14 protein-coding genes are annotated in these 15,319 nt (G+C 70.4%); 7 read left to right on the forward strand and 7 right to left on the reverse strand.

The genetic code is table 11. From position 1 onward, the window contains the following. Nucleotide 1 precedes the first annotated feature (1 nt). Nucleotides 2-751, forward strand: a complete 750-nt coding sequence (locus ACSU6L_RS34505; protein ID WP_437063304.1) for a CbtA family protein — start codon at nt 2-4, stop codon at nt 749-751. A gap of 573 nt (nt 752-1,324) precedes the next feature. Here the strand turns inward: ACSU6L_RS34505 and ACSU6L_RS34510 are convergent. Continuing rightward, nucleotides 1,325-2,197 carry a DUF5134 domain-containing protein gene (locus ACSU6L_RS34510; protein WP_437063306.1) on the reverse strand — a complete coding sequence of 291 codons (873 nt, stop codon included), beginning with the start codon at nt 2,195-2,197 and terminating at the stop codon, nt 1,325-1,327. A gap of 483 nt (nt 2,198-2,680) precedes the next feature. Between ACSU6L_RS34510 and ACSU6L_RS34515 the strand changes: the two genes are divergently transcribed. From ACSU6L_RS34515 to ACSU6L_RS34530, 4 genes are all read left to right on the forward strand, one after another. After that, a complete protein-coding gene (locus ACSU6L_RS34515) occupies nt 2,681-2,818 on the forward strand; it encodes a lasso RiPP family leader peptide-containing protein (RefSeq protein WP_437063308.1) in 138 nt (45 codons plus the stop codon). Between the two features lie 96 nt (nt 2,819-2,914). Further along, a complete protein-coding gene (locus ACSU6L_RS34520; RefSeq protein ID WP_437063310.1) occupies nt 2,915-4,774 on the forward strand; it encodes an asparagine synthase-related protein in 1,860 nt (619 codons plus the stop codon). Nucleotides 4,775-4,802: 28 nt separating this feature from the next. Further along, nucleotides 4,803-5,012 carry a lasso peptide biosynthesis PqqD family chaperone gene (locus tag ACSU6L_RS34525; RefSeq protein ID WP_437063312.1) on the forward strand — a complete coding sequence of 70 codons (210 nt, stop codon included), beginning with the start codon at nt 4,803-4,805 and terminating at the stop codon, nt 5,010-5,012. Beyond that, nucleotides 5,009-5,449 (forward strand): lasso peptide biosynthesis B2 protein, encoded by a 441-nt coding sequence (locus ACSU6L_RS34530; protein ID WP_437063314.1) that lies wholly within the window; start codon nt 5,009-5,011, stop codon nt 5,447-5,449. Before ACSU6L_RS34525 ends, ACSU6L_RS34530 begins: the two co-directional genes overlap by 4 nt. A gap of 604 nt (nt 5,450-6,053) precedes the next feature. On the opposite strand, the gene ACSU6L_RS34535 is transcribed toward ACSU6L_RS34530, so the two are convergent. Then, nucleotides 6,054-7,082 carry a cytochrome d ubiquinol oxidase subunit II gene (locus ACSU6L_RS34535; protein ID WP_437063316.1) on the reverse strand — a complete coding sequence of 343 codons (1,029 nt, stop codon included), beginning with the start codon at nt 7,080-7,082 and terminating at the stop codon, nt 6,054-6,056. 7 nt (nt 7,083-7,089) lie between these two features. Further along, entirely contained in the window at nt 7,090-8,454 is a 1,365-nt protein-coding gene (locus ACSU6L_RS34540; protein ID WP_437063318.1) for a cytochrome ubiquinol oxidase subunit I, read from the reverse strand. A gap of 359 nt (nt 8,455-8,813) precedes the next feature. Between ACSU6L_RS34540 and ACSU6L_RS34545 the strand changes: the two genes are divergently transcribed. Beyond that, on the forward strand, nt 8,814-9,539 hold the full coding sequence (locus tag ACSU6L_RS34545) for a dienelactone hydrolase family protein (protein ID WP_437063320.1): 726 nt from the start codon (nt 8,814-8,816) through the stop codon (nt 9,537-9,539). A 132-nt stretch (nt 9,540-9,671) separates the two neighbouring features. Further along, nucleotides 9,672-10,247, forward strand: coding sequence for a hypothetical protein (locus tag ACSU6L_RS34550; protein ID WP_437063321.1), 576 nt, complete (start codon nt 9,672-9,674; stop codon nt 10,245-10,247). A 251-nt stretch (nt 10,248-10,498) separates the two neighbouring features. Here ACSU6L_RS34550 and ACSU6L_RS34555 read toward each other — a convergent pair whose 3' ends face one another. The 4 genes from ACSU6L_RS34555 to ACSU6L_RS34570 form a co-directional block, all read right to left on the reverse strand. Beyond that, a complete protein-coding gene (locus ACSU6L_RS34555) occupies nt 10,499-11,773 on the reverse strand; it encodes an MFS transporter (protein ID WP_437063323.1) in 1,275 nt (424 codons plus the stop codon). An 81-nt stretch (nt 11,774-11,854) separates the two neighbouring features. Further along, the gene (locus ACSU6L_RS34560; RefSeq protein ID WP_437063325.1) at nt 11,855-12,385 is read right to left on the reverse strand and encodes a carboxymuconolactone decarboxylase family protein; all 531 of its coding nucleotides are present in this window, start codon (nt 12,383-12,385) and stop codon (nt 11,855-11,857) included. Between the two features lie 106 nt (nt 12,386-12,491). Continuing rightward, nucleotides 12,492-13,352, reverse strand: coding sequence for a hypothetical protein (locus ACSU6L_RS34565; RefSeq protein WP_437063327.1), 861 nt, complete (start codon nt 13,350-13,352; stop codon nt 12,492-12,494). Nucleotides 13,353-13,971: 619 nt separating this feature from the next. Then, nucleotides 13,972-15,012 (reverse strand): LacI family DNA-binding transcriptional regulator, encoded by a 1,041-nt coding sequence (locus tag ACSU6L_RS34570; RefSeq protein ID WP_437063329.1) that lies wholly within the window; start codon nt 15,010-15,012, stop codon nt 13,972-13,974. Between the last annotated feature and the right edge of the window lie 307 nt (nt 15,013-15,319).

Consider the following 15,319-nt stretch of genomic DNA (forward strand, 5'->3'; position numbering starts at 1 on the left):
CGTGACATCACTTCTGTCCCTGCTCGGGCGCGGCGCGCTCGCAGGTGGAGCCGCCGGAGTGGTCAGCGGCGGATTCTCATGGCTGCTCGCCGAACCGGTGCTGGACAAGGCCGTGCGGCTGGAGGCGGCCGGTGAGGAGGCGAGCGCTCCGGCGGCCTCCGAGGTCTTCTCCCGCTCCACGCAGCACACAGGCCTGTTGGTGGCCGCCGTCCTCACCGGAGTTGCGCTCGGCGTTCTGTTCGCCGTCGTGTACGCGATCCTGCATCGCCGGGACCCGGACGCCGTACCCTGGCGGCGATCGCTGCTGCTGGCGGGCGCCGGATTCATCGGCGTCTGGATGCTGCCCTTCCTCCGCTATCCGGCCAATCCACCCGGCGTGGGCGATCCGGGGACGCTCGACACCCGCGTGGACGCCTGGCTCGCGGCCATGGCGATCGGCGTGATCGCGGTCGCCCTGGCCTGGCGTGTCCACGGGTGGCTGCAGCAGAACGGCCGTTCCGCACCGCTGCGTCAGATGGCCGTGACGGGCATCATGCTGGCCGCGCTGGCCTCGCTGTTCGCACTGCCGGACAACCCGGACCCGGTCACCGCCCCGGCCGCGCTGGTGTGGGACTTCCGGGTGCTCTCGGTTGCCTCCATGGGTCTGCTCTGGAGCGGGCTGGCCGTGGGCTTCGGGCTGCTCGGAGTGCGGGCGACCCGGGGCCGGGCGGAGGAAAGCGTGTCCGCGGGGGCCACTGTTCCCACGACCTGACGCCCCGACGACGTGACCTCGGCCGACGCCCCTGTCAGGCGGTGGGTGTCGTCCTGCCCGGACTTCCCGTCGGGGTGCCGGTGTCGGGGGCGTCGTTTTCCGTGGCCGTGAGGCTGTGGGTGGCGGAGTCCCTGTGCACTGCGGTGACCTTCTCGCCCGCCTGCGCCTAGGGGGTGTCTCGTCGATCAGGCCGGATCAGGGAGCGGCGTCTGGTGCCGTGCATCGCAAGGCGGAGGAGGGAGCCGATGCGATGGGGGCCCCTGCTCGAGCGGAGCCGAGAGCTTGGGGGAGTCGGGGACCGACGACAACGCGGCGAGGCGCGGTGCCAGGCGCGCGAGCCCGGCATGATCGGCGAGACGTCCCCCAGGGGTCCGCCGAACGGAACGAGAAGTTCTCCATCGTGATGCGGTCGGCCCTTCGGCAGCGGTGGAGGTGACGCGACGTCGGATGCCGACTCGGGCATGTCGATCAGGCGAGCCACTCTCGCCGCTTGGGTGACCGAGTTCGGCTCCCGTAGGGTTCAGGGCTCTGCCGGGAGGCGGCGTTGCCGGGCTGGTCGGCGACGACCGGCCGTCACACGGCCATCATCAGCAGCATCGCGGACATGGTCCCGCCCATGCCGATGTGGGCCGCCAGCGCAGCGTCAGGGGTGGCTCCGACCTTGCGGCGCCGACCGCGGCCGGACCGCTGCACCATCCTGCCTCTGTCCCACACCGAGATCGTCAACGATGCCAGGAAGACGAACACCGTGTCCGGCAGTGCGAGCATCCAGCGCCCGAGACTGAGCCTGGAGCCGGCCCGGGGGCCGGTGCTCCCCGTGCCGCGGATCCTGGCCCACAGGGATGCACCGATCGAGAGAAGGAAGTACACGGCGAGCGCCACGATCGCGTACCGCCACACGGAACCGGACTCCGCCGAGGACCCTGCGCCGGCCGCGGCGTTCGGCACGCCTGCCATGTCCATCCCATGCATGGATCCCATCCCTTGCATGGACTCCATGCCCGCCATCTCGTGCGTACCGGTCGCGCTCGCCGTGCCCTCCATGTGCGGCATGTGCGCCATCGAGTGCCCGCCGCCCAAGGCCAGCACTGGTCCTGACGGTGTATACGTCATGGCGAGGGTCATGATCACCATTCCGACGCTGCCGACGATGAGGTGCACCCAGTGGCGTCCCTGGCTCCACCCGAACTCACGCGTGTGTTTGACCGCCAGCGCTATTCCCCCGAGCCCGAGGAGGCCGAAAGTCGCCGCCCACCACATGCCGTAACCCGCGTACCAGCCGACCGTCGCGGGCAGCGCCATGGTCGCCATGCACAGCCCCATGAGCAGGTCGCCGCCTGCCGCGAAACGGGCCTGACCCTTGGTGGTCACCGCCCGGACCGCACTGACAGCGGCCACCAGGACGGACACCGCCGCGATGGCCCAGCCGAGCGCAACAATTCCCACTTGACCCTCCTGATCGCCCGAGCGTGGTGGGCCTGCGAGGCCGATGCCGCCTCGTCGCAACTGGCACCTCAGGCGTCGCATATGCACTGACTCCTAGTGCCCTTAGTACGTTCTGAGGGTGGAGGGCGTTCAGGTGGACAGGAGTTGCCGCGTTGAGGCCCACAGGCACCGGGTGCGGACTGGTGGGGATTTGATCGATGCCGCGGGGGGTGTCTGAGTTGCTTCCGGGTGTTGTGGACGGTGTGCGAGAGGCAGTGAGGAGCCTCCCGTGGTACGGCGAGCGCGCCGGGCGGGTTGTTGTCTTCTTGTCTTGGTTCAGTGAGCCGGTGGTGCACGTCCCGGCGCGTGTTGCTGGGCGTCTCGACCTGCTTTCCCTCCTGCAGGTGGATTAGCCCGGCGTTGCTGGCTGTGGGATACACGGGTCTGCCTAACTTGCTGGCAGGAGGCGAGAGTTCCGCCTTCATATGACCGGAGGTGATCGCTGTGCAGGAGACGTCGCAGAGCTTCGAGACCGTGGATGTGTACGAGCCGCCGCTGCTGGCCGAGGTCGGGCAGTACGCCGAGCTGACCCAGGGCGAAATCGGGGACTGGCCCGACTTCCCGGTCGGCCTGTGGCTCTGACGATTCCGCCGGGTGCCGGTCCTGGCCTCAAGGCCTGGGCCGGCACCCGGCGCCACGCCGTCACGCTGTCCCTGGTCCCCCACTCTGGAGATGTCGATGGGCGCCACGCCGGCCTGCTGGTTCGTTGTCCTTCCCGATCGGGACCTGGCACCCGGTCTCCTCGATCGGCTGCGGAACCTCGCCGGCCCGGCCGTGCTCCGCATCGTGCCGCATGCTTCCGGCCGTCCGTGGCTGGCCGGCTGCTGGCCGGACGAGGAGCTGACTGCCTGCGCCTTCGGTGACGTGCGCCTGGCGGTCGCCGGGACGTGTTCCCTGAAGTCCGCCGAACTGGCCGCGCGAGTCCGGCGGATCAGCGACACCGCGCACATCGAGCCGGCGTTTTCGGATGCCCACGGCTCCTTCCACGTCCTCGCGTCCGTCGCGGGGCACACGTATGTGCGGGGCAGCTTCTCCGGGCAGCGGAGGGTGTACCGGGCCGAGGCCGGCGGCGGTACGGTCTGCGCCGACCAGGCCCGCATCCTCGCCCGGCTGACCTCGGCGGAGCTGGACACCGCGCAGCTCGCGCTGCGGCTCACCGGTGACACCGTTCCGCACCCGCTCGCCTGGGGTGCGCTGTGGCGTGGCGTGCAGGCCGTACTGCCCGGCACTGCTCTGGAGCTGGCGCCCGGCGGCGAGATGCGCACCCGGTGCTGGTGGCGGCCGCCGACGGCCGAACTGCCCCTGGACGAGGCCGCGGCCGGGCTGCGGGTGGCACTTGAGCGGGCGGTCGCCTTGAGGGTCCGACCGGACGAGGTGGTGGGCGCGGACCTGTCCGGCGGCATGGACTCGACTTCACTGTGCTTCCTGGCGGCGAGGGCGGGCGCCCGGCTGGTCACCGTCACCCTGGACGCGGGCGCACCCACCAACGAAGACCGCCTCTACGCCACCCGGGCCGCCGGGCATCTGCCCCACGTCGAGCATCTGGTGTTCGAGCCGGCCGATGTGCCCGCCCAGTTCAGCGGGCTGGAGGAGCGCGTGGATCTGGGCGACGAGCCGTCCGCGATCGTGCGTACGCGGGTGGAGCAGCGGTACCTGGCCGAGCAGATGCGGGCGCGCGGGGCCCGGCTGCGGTTGTCCGGCTTCGGCGGGGACCAGGTCATCCAGTCGCAACCCTCGTATGTGCACGGCCTGCTGCGGCGCTCACCCGCAGCAGGCCTGCGTCACGCGGCCGGGTGGCGGGCGCGACACCGCCAGCCCCTCGGGACGATCACCAGGGCGCTGCTCGACCGGGGCTCCTACGCTGCCTGGCTCACCGAGACCGCCGGACTGCTGCGCACGCCTGTGCATGGAGACGACCTGCGCTGGGGGCTACGCCCATATCTTCCGCCCTGGGCGAGCGAGCAGACCGTACAGCTGTGCCGTGAGCGACTGCTCGGCGCGGCCCAGGACGCAACCGAGCCGCTGCACCGTGAACGCGGGCGGCACGCCTGGCTCGCCTCCGCGCAGCGTGGGGGCCGACTCGCCGGCCCTCTGGCCCACTGCGGGCAGCTCGCCAGGCTGCCGTATCACACCCCTTTCTGCGACGACGCCGTGATCGCGGCCGCGCTCGCCGCCCGCCCGCACGAGGCCGCCGGCCCCTGGTCCTACAAACCGCTCCTCGCCGCCGCCATGCACGGCCTGGTACCCGAGACCATCCTGCGCCGCACCACCAAGGACCACTTCGGATACGAATGGCACAACGGCCTGCGCCGCAACCGGCACACGCTCGCAGCCTGGGCCGAGGACTCCCGCCTGGTGGCCGCCGGACTGGCCGACGAAGACGCACTGCGCCGCGCCCTGCTCTCGCCCCAACTACTGATCGGCGGGATCGCGGAATTCGAGACCACGCTGGGAGTGGAGGCGTGGCTGCGGGGCCTGGAGCACCTGCACACCCCAGAGGGCGCGAGGGAGATGAACAGTGCACCGACTGCGCGCTGATGTCACCGCCTGCGCCACAGGTGACAGCATGGTCCTGCTCGATGAACGCGCCGGGCGCTACTGGCAGCTGAACGGCACCGGCGCCCTCGTGGTGAAGGCGCTACTGGACGGCGCCACGCCCGAGCACGTCGCCGAACGGCTCGCCGCCAGCCGCCCGGTCACCCCCGAGCGCGCCACCGCCGACGTCAGGGCACTGGTCGCACACCTCGTGAAGGAGGGGCTGGTGACCGACTCGTGAGCCAGATCCTGGACACCGACGGTACCCGCCCCGGGCTCGGCACCCGGCTCACGGCCCACGCCGCCGTCGCCGCCGCCCGGCTCCTCGCCCGGCTGCCACCGCGCCGGCTCCGTGTCGTGCTGGGCCTGGTCCGGCGAGGAGCCAGGCCCGCCCGCTTCGAGGAGGCTCTGCGGGCACGGCGGGAAGTAACAGCCGTCAGTACGCTGTGCGCGGGCCGCTACTGCCTCCAACGCTCCCTGGCCACCGCCCTGCTGTGCCGGATGCGCGGCCACTGGCCCACCTGGTGCAGCGGGGTACGCACCTCGCCGTTCGGGGCGCACGCCTGGGTGGAGGCCGAGGGCAGACCCGTCGGCGAACCCCGCGACATCGCCACCTACCGGCCGATGGTCACCGTCCCGGACACCCCGGCACACCAGGCGCAAGACCCCGGCAGGTGAAACAGGCCCAGTGCCCATGGCTCTGCAACGACGCGACCACTCCCTCAAGGTCGTGATGGTCCGTACGGCGCCGCGTGCGGCCCACCCACGTCCCGGGCGGGCTACAGCTCCAAAGCCATCCGCACCCGGCTGCGACGGCGGCATCGCGCACACGATCCCCGAGCGGGCCGACCAGTCCGCAACCGCCTCCGACGCGGCACCCGGGAGCGTCGCTGCTTGCCATTTCCGCCACAACGCTCTCCTAGGGGGTGTCTCGCCGATCATGCCGGGCTCGCGGCGTCTGGCACCGCGCCTCGCCGCGTTGTCGTCACTCTCCCCCACGCTCGAACGAGCTCCCGCGGGGGCACCCCCATCGCTCCGCATCGACTCCCTCCTCCGCCTTGCGATGCACGGCACCAGACGCCGCTCCCTGATCCGGCCTGATCGACGAGACACCCCCTGGGCGCCGTTTCTCGGGTCATGTTCGGAGCCGGATCGCAAGGGTCGCGAGGGTGACGGTGCCGAGGTAGATGTAGGCGCATTTCTCGTAGCGAGCGGCGACGGCCAGGGAGCCTATGGCGCGTTCGACGGTGGCTGATCCTCTGGGGGACCCCGTTCGTCGCCGTCACGAGCGGGGCGTGGGCTCGCGGTGCTCCCCGGTGCGGTCGCGTTGGAAAGTGGCGTACAGCCACCACAGGGACGGCAGGAGCAGGACGGCGCCGACCGCCAGCGCGCCGAGGCTGGCTCCCAGCACGGCGTCGGTCGCGGCTGCTTCGTCGAGAGAGACGCCCGGGAGCAGTACGGGCTGCTGGCCGATGCCCCATCCCCACAGGAGTCCGGTGACCGCGAGCGCGGCGGTCAGCCGGACCATCAAGTAGGAGCGGCCCCATGCGAGCAGTGCCAGCGAGACGACGCCGGCGGCCACGGACAGCACTAGGAGAGGCAAGGCGGCGCCGGAAGTGAGGTCGTCGAACAGTGGCCGGGCGTCTGCGCGCAGGACGAACAGCCCGACCGCCGACATCACGCCGACGAACACCCCGGTGTAGAGGGCGCGGAGCCTGAAAGCCTGGGTGAGCGGTTCGTCGCCGGTGCGCTGGGCGTCGCGGGTGAGGTAGACCGCGGCGAGGTACGCCGCGGTCCCCACCGCCAGTACGCCACTGATGAGGGAAGTGGGGTTGACCCAGCTGGTGACGAGGTCCCCGGCCGCGATGCCGGGTGGTACGCGGCCGGAGGCGATGGCGCCGGCGACAGTGCCGAGGAAGAAGGGTGTGACGAGTGAGGAGAAGGCGAAGGTGGCCCCGAACAGCCGTTGCCGCCACAGCTCCCGGCTCACTTTGCGGAACGCGAAGGCCGCGCCGCGCGCGATGATGCCGAGCGCGACGGCGGTGAGCGGGATGTACAGGGTGGAGGCGATCGCGGCGAAGACGGAGGGGATACCGGTCCAGGTGAGGACGATCACGAAGATCAGCCAGACGTGGTTGGCCTCCCATACCGGGCCGATGGAGTGCTCGACCAGGTCGCGCTGGAGTCGGCCCCGCTCGGCTCCTCCGGCGAGCAGGTCCCACACCCCGGCGCCGAAGTCGGCGCCGCCGAACAGGACGTACGCCGTCAGGCCGATCCACAGCACGACGAGCATGATCTCGGGCAGGTGCACGGCAACCTCAGATGACTTTGTAGTCGGCTACGTCGCGTTCCTGCGGAGCGACGGGAACGGGTTCGTCGCGGGCCAGGCGTCGCAGGACGTAGACGGTGGCAACGGTCAGGACCGCGTATACCAGCGCCACCAGGACGAAGCCCCAGACGAGGCCGGGAGCGGGGTTGACCGCTTCGGAGGTGCGCATCACGCCGTACACGATCCAGGGCTGGCGCCCTACTTCGGTAACGGTCCAGCCGGCTTCGAGTGCCAGGACCGCGCCCACGCCCGACAGGGCGCAGGCGCGCAGGAACCACGGTGAGCGTGGCAGGTCCCGGTGGCGCTTCCAGGTGAGCGCGAGCCAAGCGCACAGCGCCAGGAGACCGAAGCCGATACCGACCATGATCTGGAAGGCCCAGTGCGTGACGTTGACCGGTGGCCGGTCGGCCTCCGGTACGTTCTCCAGTCCGACGATCTCCGCGTCAGGCGACCAATGGGCCAGCAAGGAAAGCCCGTTGGGGATCTCCAGCGCATAGCGAAGCTCGCCGCCGATGGCGAAGCCGCCCAGATGCAGCGGGGCTCCGCGCTCGGTGTGGAAGACGCCTTCCATGGCGGCAAGTTTCACGGGCTGGTTCTCGGCGACGAAGTGGGCCGCCCAGTCCCCGACTCCGATCTGCACCGGGGTGACGATCGCGGCGACCGTGAAGGGAATGAGGAAGCCGAGACGGTGGTAGCGGTCGCGTCGGCCGCGCAGCATCGCCACGGCGTAGACACCCGCCATGAGAAAGCCGGCGACCATGAACGCCGCAAGGATCATGTGCACGGTCTGCGGCGCAGTCGCGGGATTGAACATCGCTGCCCACGGATCCACCGAGACGATGCGCCCGTTCTCCGTGTCGAAGCCGGTCGGCTGCTGCATCCAGGCGTTGGCGGTCACGACGAAGAAGGCACTGGCCACCCCGGCCACGACGATGGGCAGCCCGGACAGCATGTGTGGAACCGGCGGCAGCCGGTCCCAGGCGTAGAGGTAGATCCCCAGGAAGATCGCCTCGATGAAGAACGCGATGCCCTCCAGCGAGAACGGCAGGCCGATCACCTCGCCGTACGTCCCCATCAGCCCCGGCCACAGCAAGCCCATCTCGAACGACAGGATCGTTCCGGAGACCGCGCCCACCGCGAACAGCACACCCATCGCCCGCGCCCAGCGCCGCGCCAACAGCCGGTGGTTCAGATCTCCTGTGCGGTGTCCACGCCACTCCGCGAGCAGTGTGATCGCGGGCATTCCCACGCCCAGGCAGGCCAGAATGATGTGCCAGCCCAGCGACAGTGCCATCTGCATCCGCGCGGCCCAGAGATCCGGCTCCCCGAATGCGGCAGCGGCCAAAGATGGCATGGTTTCCCCTGGTGAGACTGGCATGCGGCGGATCAGGACGGACGAGTACGGACAAGTACGGTCCCCACACAGGTGGCGCCACTCGGGGGTGCCGACGCAACCCGTGCGGCCACTTCGTCGTCCGTATGGCGGCAGAGGATCACCCAGCCGGCCACGGTGGGGTGCGGCGGTGAAGCCTCAGGGTCTGTCGAACGCATGGTGCGGGTCACCTCGGTGACCGACGCGACGGTTGCGTCATCCTTCGTGAGAGCCTGTGAACAAACCCCGTCTGCGCGCAGCGGAGTACGCCAGAGAGCTGCCTTCTGCCAGCGGCAGAACACCGGCCCGACCGGGCTCGACGATCACTACAGTCCAGGCTCATGACGACGGTTACAACGCGCACGATCGAATACGCGGCCGACGGCCTGACGATGATCGGGCACCTCGCGCTCCCGGCCGGTGTCGACCGCCGGCCCGCGGTCCTGGTCGGGCCCGAGGGGGTGGGGCTCAGCGACGTCGAGCGCCGCCGGGCCGATGCGCTCGCCGAGCTGGGATACGTGGCCCTGGCCTTCGACCTCCACGGCGGGCGCTATTTGGGCGACCCTGAGGAGATGCTGGCCCGTTGCATGCCGCTGCTCGCCGACCCCGACCGGATGCGAGGCATCGGCCACGCGGCGCTCGACGTGCTCCGCGCCGAGCCGCGGACCGACCCGGACCGGATCGCCGCCGTCGGCTACGGCACCGGGGGCGCAATCGCGCTGGAACTCGGGCGCGACGGCGTCGACCTGCGCGCGATCGCGACAGTCAACGGACTGATCACGGGCCGGCCAGGCGAGACGGCGCGCATTCACTGCCCGGTGTGGGCCGGGGTCGGGTCGGAAGACCCGATCATGCCGCCCGCGCAACGGGACGCATTCACCGCCGAGATGCAGGCTGCGGGCGTCGACTGGCGCCTCGTGGTCTACGGCGGCGCCTTGCACGCCTTCCATCACCCACCGGTCGACCACATCGTGCGTCCTGGGGTCGGTTTTCACCCTCAGCACGCGCAGCGAGCTTGGCGGGACGTCGTCGACCTGCTCGCCGAGTGCCTGCCCGTAACGGAGTGATCTGGGCAGACTGGGGTTTGTTCACAGGCTCTGACAGAGGCCCTGATCGTCCTTGCCGCCGCGCTCGGAACCCACGGGAGGACGGGTCCGGCCGATGCCGAGTCTGCGCGGGGCGGGCTGCGGGCGGGCCGGGTGACGCTGCGTTCGCTGCCCGCGCTCGCCTGGCTGGTCGGTGGCCTGGTTGTCTCCGGCTGCGCCGTCGGCCTGCTCCAGGCCGCCACGCCGGTGATCGTGGTCTCCGAGCCGGGACGTTCAAGCGCGGATGCCGGACTGATCTGGTCCGTTTCAGATGTCGCGTCACTGCTGGCGGTCACCGCGGCCCGCCAGGCGAGCGACCGCTGGGGCCGGTGGCCGGTCGGAGCAGTAGCCGCCGCCGTCGCCGTCAGCGCCACGGTCACCGTCGCGCAGGCCGATACCTACCGCGGCTGTCTGCTGCTGAGTGCTGTCCCGATGGCCGGCGAGGGGGGGCTCACCGTCGTCCTGCGCACCCTGCGCGTGCACCTGATCCCGAGCAAGGTCTTCGGCAGCACCCTCAGCCTGACCATCCTGTTGTTCCTCCTGCACTTCCCGCCGCTGGTCTGCTCGTCGCGGCCACCCCGCCCGCCCGGCTCGGGCACGCCGTCACCGCCGCAGCCGTACCGCAGGCCATCGGCCTCGCCACCGCCTTCACGCGACTGCGCACCTTGCCCGCCACACACGGGGCTTTGAGCAGCTCGTTGGTGAATGCTTCACACCGGGCGCTCAGCGGGTCGGGATGAAGACGCTGTTCGTGCGTTGGCGCCGCCCGCACACGGTGAAGGCTGTACAGCAACTACACCGCCCTGTAGGCGAGAACACATGAGAAGGCCGTGGCCGCTGCCCGCGTGGAGCGGGACGGGGCCCACGGCCTTCTCGGTATGTCTGGCCGGCAGTGCTTGCCATGCACAACGCAGACATTCAGAGCACTGTCGGGCGACGCCTCACGCGGCTTTGGCCAGGGCGGACCGGTCCTTACCGGGTGCGTGCAGGGCGGGTGTCGCGGGTCTGGTGACGGTTCCTCGTCCGTCGTGGCGCGGCCATAGGAGGAGGGCCGAGATCGCTCCCGCTCCGGCAAGGACCGCGAGGACGGACCAGGCGACGGTGAAGCCGGCGCTCGTGCCGAGCCATCCCGCGACGGGATAGGTGATCAGCCAGGCCAGATGCGACAGAGAGAATTGGGCCGCGAATGCCTCGGGGATCGCGTTCCGCCCGACGGAGGCGCGGATGACCTTGCCGGTCGGTGTGACGATCAGTGCCATGCCGGTGCCGATCGCGGTCCAGATGATCGCCGTACCGGTCCGCGTGGTGAGACCGGACGCGATGAGCGCCACGGCGGCGGTCGTGCCGCCGACGAGGACTCCGGCGCCGGTCATCATGACGGCGCGGGCGGTGATCCGGTCGAGAACACGGGGCAGTACCAGGGCGGCAAGCAGGGTTCCGGTTCCTGAGGCGGCGAGCATCCAGGCGACGTCCGACTGCGAGCCGCCGAGCTCGTCACGGACGTAGTTGACGGTACTGACGACAACGATCGATCCAGCCGCCGCAACCACGAGATTGAGCGCCATGACGCCGCGCAGCCGCGGCGTCCTGAAGAAGGTCCTGATCCCCGCTGCAGCCTTGTCCCATGCCTTGCTGTGGGTACTGGGGCGGGCGTCGGGGACGCGCGTCGACAAGACGAGCAGGGCGGAGATGAGGAATCCGGCGGAGGTGCCCAGGAACAGCCAGTCGAAGTTCATGAACGTCAGGGCGACGGCTGCCAGCAGGGGGCTGAGCAGACTCTCCATGGTGTAGGCGACCTGGGAGGCGGAAAGGGCACGCGTGTAGTCGGACTCGTCGGTGACGATGTCGGGGATGACGGCCTGGAACGTCGGGGTGAACGCCGCGGAGCCGGCCTGGAGCAGGCCGATCAGGACGTAGATGTGCCAGACCTCGGTGACCAGCGGCAGGGCCAGGACCACCGCACCACGGACCACATCGAGGAGGACCAGGAGAGTTCTCCTGGGGAACCGGTCGACGTAGGCGGCAGCCAGAGGGGCTATGACCACGTACATGACCATCTTGATGGTCAGGGCGGTGCCGAGGACGACGCCGGCGCGCGGGCCTGCGAGGTCGTAGGCGAGCAACCCGAGGGCCACCGTGGTCAGCCCGGTACCGAACAGGGCGATGACCTGGGCACTGAACAGATTGCGGTAGTCGCGGATGGCGAACAGACGCATGGCGGTTTCCTTCCGTATCCATGCGGCGGCGCACGGTCCCGGGGCGGAGGCCGTGCCCCGCGAGCACAGGCGGGGATGTCTCTAGGCACCGGTGTCGCTCTCCGGTGTGAGGCCGGCGAGCAGGTTGAAGGCGCCGGTGAGGATGTTGAGTGCGACGACGCCGACGACGTCCGCTACCGCGCGGTCGCTGTAGCCGTGCTCACGCAGCGCGCTGACCTGCTCGTCGGTGATCGACGTCGGCTCGCGATAGATCTTGAGGGCGAGGGTGATGATCGCCGCGATCGCGGGATCGGCCGAGGTGCCGGCATGGGCCCGCTCGATCTCTTCCTCGTCCACTCCCATGGCGCGGGCGGCACTGACGTGCGCGTCGAGGCACAGTCCGCATCCCTGGAGGGCCTGGACGGCGATCGAGATCCGTTCGCTGGTCCTGCGGTCGAGTTCGGCTCGTCCCATGGCCCGGCTGAGCTGGAGGTAGCCGCCCAGTACGGCCGGCGAGTGCGCCATCGTGGAGACCATGTCACCGGTCTGGCCGTGGCGGGAGACCAGGTCGGCGAGGAGGTCGCGCGAGGCACCGACCGCCGTGTCGGGCGTGAGTCGGGTCAGTCGGGGCATGACGCTCCTTCCGGTACGGGGGATGCTGGGGGCGGTGGGCCTCGACGAGTCGAGCGCATCTTGGTCGCGCCTGTGCCGCAGCAGGTGATCAGCGGCGTTCATACGGTCAGTGGTGTGCGTGGTGGCCGTGGTGGTGGCTCGTGTGCACGGGGCTGGCCTGGGATGCCGTGTCCGAGCGTGGGGTGTTCGCAGTGGTCTGAACCGTGAACTCGGCCGTCCGGACGACGTCGTCGTGCTGGAAGTCCAGGTACAGGCGATAGGTGCCGGCTGAAGGCGCGACCGCCATGAAGGCGATTTCTGGTCCCGGTGCGGTGGTGCCGTCACCGGGTTCGCCCTCCGGGTGGACGTGGAGGTAGCCCAGGTCACCGACCCGCAGTGCCACCAGATGCCCGTACGCGGCCAGGTAGGGCTGCAGGTCGGTGACGGGGCGGTCGTTCCGGCTGACGGTGAGGGTCAGCTCGCTCGCCTCGCCGGGCAGGAGCTCGCCGTCAAGCGCGACGGTGTACTCGCCGATCTGCGCGATCCCGGTGGTCTCGGGGAGCGGCCGGGGGTCGTACGGTCCGGCGACCGCGACGTCGATCCCAAGTGTCATGGTCCCGTCGTGGTCGGCCGGGTGGATGTCGGCGAAGAACCTCCAGTCCCCTGGCTCCAAGGCCAGTTCGGTACTCCAGGTGCCCTTCTCGTCCATCACCGGGTGCACGTGCTGGAACCCGGTCGTGTCGCGCCGGACGGCGATGAAGTGCAGTTCCCTCTCGTGTTCCGGAACGAACTCGGTCACCGCCTGCCCGTCGGGGCCGATCACCCGGAAGCCGACCGGCTGCACGCCGGCGGTGAGGATCGTCGAGTCGAGCTGGAGTGTGTACCCGTTCTCGGAGACCGACAGCCCACCGGGCTGGGCTCCGCCGTGGCCGCCGTGGCCGCCGTGAACACCGTGAGCGGCCTGGCCGTGGCCGGAGTGATTCCCCATGACATCTCCAAAGGTGTGATGCGAGCTCTGGCGTCGTCCGTTCAGGACGTCGATCGCAACCATATACCCCCCAGGGGTATTCCGCGATGGTTGAAATCTCGCGAGAGGGCTTGCCGAGTGGATCCACCAGGTGGAGTCACCCACCTGCCGGCCCAGTGGTGCCGACATGTCGGCAGGGCCACGCCGGGTCTTGCCGCCTTGGCCTCGCCGCTACGCCGGACACTGGCCGTACGGGCGTACCCACGGCTGTACCCATCGGACCAACGACCCGCGTTGCCCAGTGCGACTCCACCGGCCGCCGAACGCCGCGGTCGTCGAGATCGTCGCCGCTGCCGTTGCGCGCGTGCTTGAGGCCTCACGGCGCCTGTGACGCCAGACGCTCCAGTCGGAGCCCTCCCAGGCGTAAGTGGTGGGACGCCATACTTTTTGGGCGGGGGGGTGCGCGTTCCCGCCATGGGGTGGCGGCAGGGCCTCCTTCACGGCCTTGATGAGGCTGCGGAGAAGGGCTGTCCGCTGCGGAGAACCGCCGGCATGTGACGCGGATCGGCGATGGGTCGCGTAGGGAGCGGGCCCGGGCCCTCACGACTCAATCGACCGGTCCCTGCCGCGAATCGCCGGCTCAGCCCCGGCCCGCCCGGACGGACGACGCACGCACGATCACCCGGGGCTCTGGGGCCACCGCCACCGGCGGTGTGGCGGTCTCACCGCGCAGTCGCGCCAGAAGCAGCCGTACCGCGTCGGAGGCCACCCGGTCCAGGTGCAGGTCGACCGCCGTCAGCGGCGGCTGGCAGGTGCGGGAACGCAGGCCGTCGTAGCGGGTGACGACCATGACGTCGTCCGGTACGGCACGCCCGCTCTCCCGTATCGCCCGGACCGCACCCACCGCGAAGGCGTCCACCAGCGCGCACACCGCGTCGATGCCGGGGTGCTCCGCGAGCAGGGCGGCACACCGCTCGTACCCCGCCTGCTCGCCGCCCGACTCCGGCACTCTCGCCACGATCGGCGTCCAGCCGTACTCCTCGGCCAGGCCCTCGTACGCGGCGACCGCGTCCACCGACGAGTGCCGGGAACCGGCGCCCACCATCAGGGCCGGCCGGACGGCGCCCTGCTCGTGCAGGTGCCGCAGCAGCAGCTCGGCGACCAGCCTGCCGCGCAGATCGACGTACGGGGCGTCCTCCTTCGGTGACACCGGCCGGCCGAGCGCGACATACGGCAGTCCGCGTTCGCGCAGTTGAGCCGCCGCCGCGTCCTCGACGTCCGGCTCGACCACGATGGCCCCGTCGATGTCGAGGGAGTACAGGGCCGAACCCGACTGCACGGGCGGGACGAGCACGAGCGCGTAGTCGTGCACCAGGGCGCTCTCCGCCGCGGCGGCCGCGACCTCCATGTAGAACCCGAGCCGGGACGGACCGCCGGCCACCGCGAACGGCATCGAGGACACCAGGGCGATCGCCTTCGCCTCCCCGCGCCGCAGCCGCTGCGCCCGCAGATTGGGGCGGTAGCCGAGCTCTGACGCGACCTGCCTGATGCGCTCGCGCGTCCGGGGGTCGACCTTGCCGAGCCCGTTGAGGGCGTGCGACACGGTCGTGCGCGAAACCCCGGCGACGCGTGCGACATCGGCGATCGTCGGCGGTTTCTGACCGGAGGCAAACGCAGCCATCTGCTCGGACACTCCTCACGGACACGGACGGTTGATCCCACCATCTTCGCCGATCTCGGCATCAGGTCGTACGGGAGGTCGTACGGGTGGTGTGCCTGCGCAGGCCGTCTCGCGCAGCCGGGGACCTCGACCGTGAGCTCGGCGATCGCGCGCCCGGCCCCAGGGCTCGTCACTCCTCGTCCTGGAAGCATCTGATGCAGCGGGCCTTGACGGTGGATCGACGGCCTCACATACTGGCGGCCAAATCGATTTGGCCAAATCGATTTGGCTCACCGTCCGGGGCCAGATCGCGGCTGAAATTCCGAGC

It is taken from the genome of Streptomyces sp. enrichment culture (genome assembly GCF_964272855.1).
GTDB lineage: Bacteria > Actinomycetota > Actinomycetes > Streptomycetales > Streptomycetaceae > Streptomyces.

Bases quoted from the DNA above. Each gene is read 5' to 3' on its own strand.
- ACSU6L_RS34520 (WP_437063310.1), top strand. From the start codon at position 2,915: ATGGGCGCCACGCCGGCCTGCTGGTTCGTTGTCCTTCCCGATCGGGAC.
- ACSU6L_RS34525 (WP_437063312.1), top strand. From the start codon at position 4,803: ATGGTCCTGCTCGATGAACGCGCCGGGCGCTACTGGCAGCTGAACGGC.
- ACSU6L_RS34540 (WP_437063318.1), bottom strand. From the start codon at position 8,454: ATGCCATCTTTGGCCGCTGCCGCATTCGGGGAGCCGGATCTCTGGGCC.
- ACSU6L_RS34545 (WP_437063320.1), top strand. From the start codon at position 8,814: ATGACGACGGTTACAACGCGCACGATCGAATACGCGGCCGACGGCCTG.
- ACSU6L_RS34555 (WP_437063323.1), bottom strand. From the start codon at position 11,773: ATGCGTCTGTTCGCCATCCGCGACTACCGCAATCTGTTCAGTGCCCAG.
- ACSU6L_RS34560 (WP_437063325.1), bottom strand. From the start codon at position 12,385: ATGCCCCGACTGACCCGACTCACGCCCGACACGGCGGTCGGTGCCTCG.
- ACSU6L_RS34565 (WP_437063327.1), bottom strand. From the start codon at position 13,352: ATGGGGAATCACTCCGGCCACGGCCAGGCCGCTCACGGTGTTCACGGC.
- ACSU6L_RS34570 (WP_437063329.1), bottom strand. From the start codon at position 15,012: ATGGCTGCGTTTGCCTCCGGTCAGAAACCGCCGACGATCGCCGATGTC.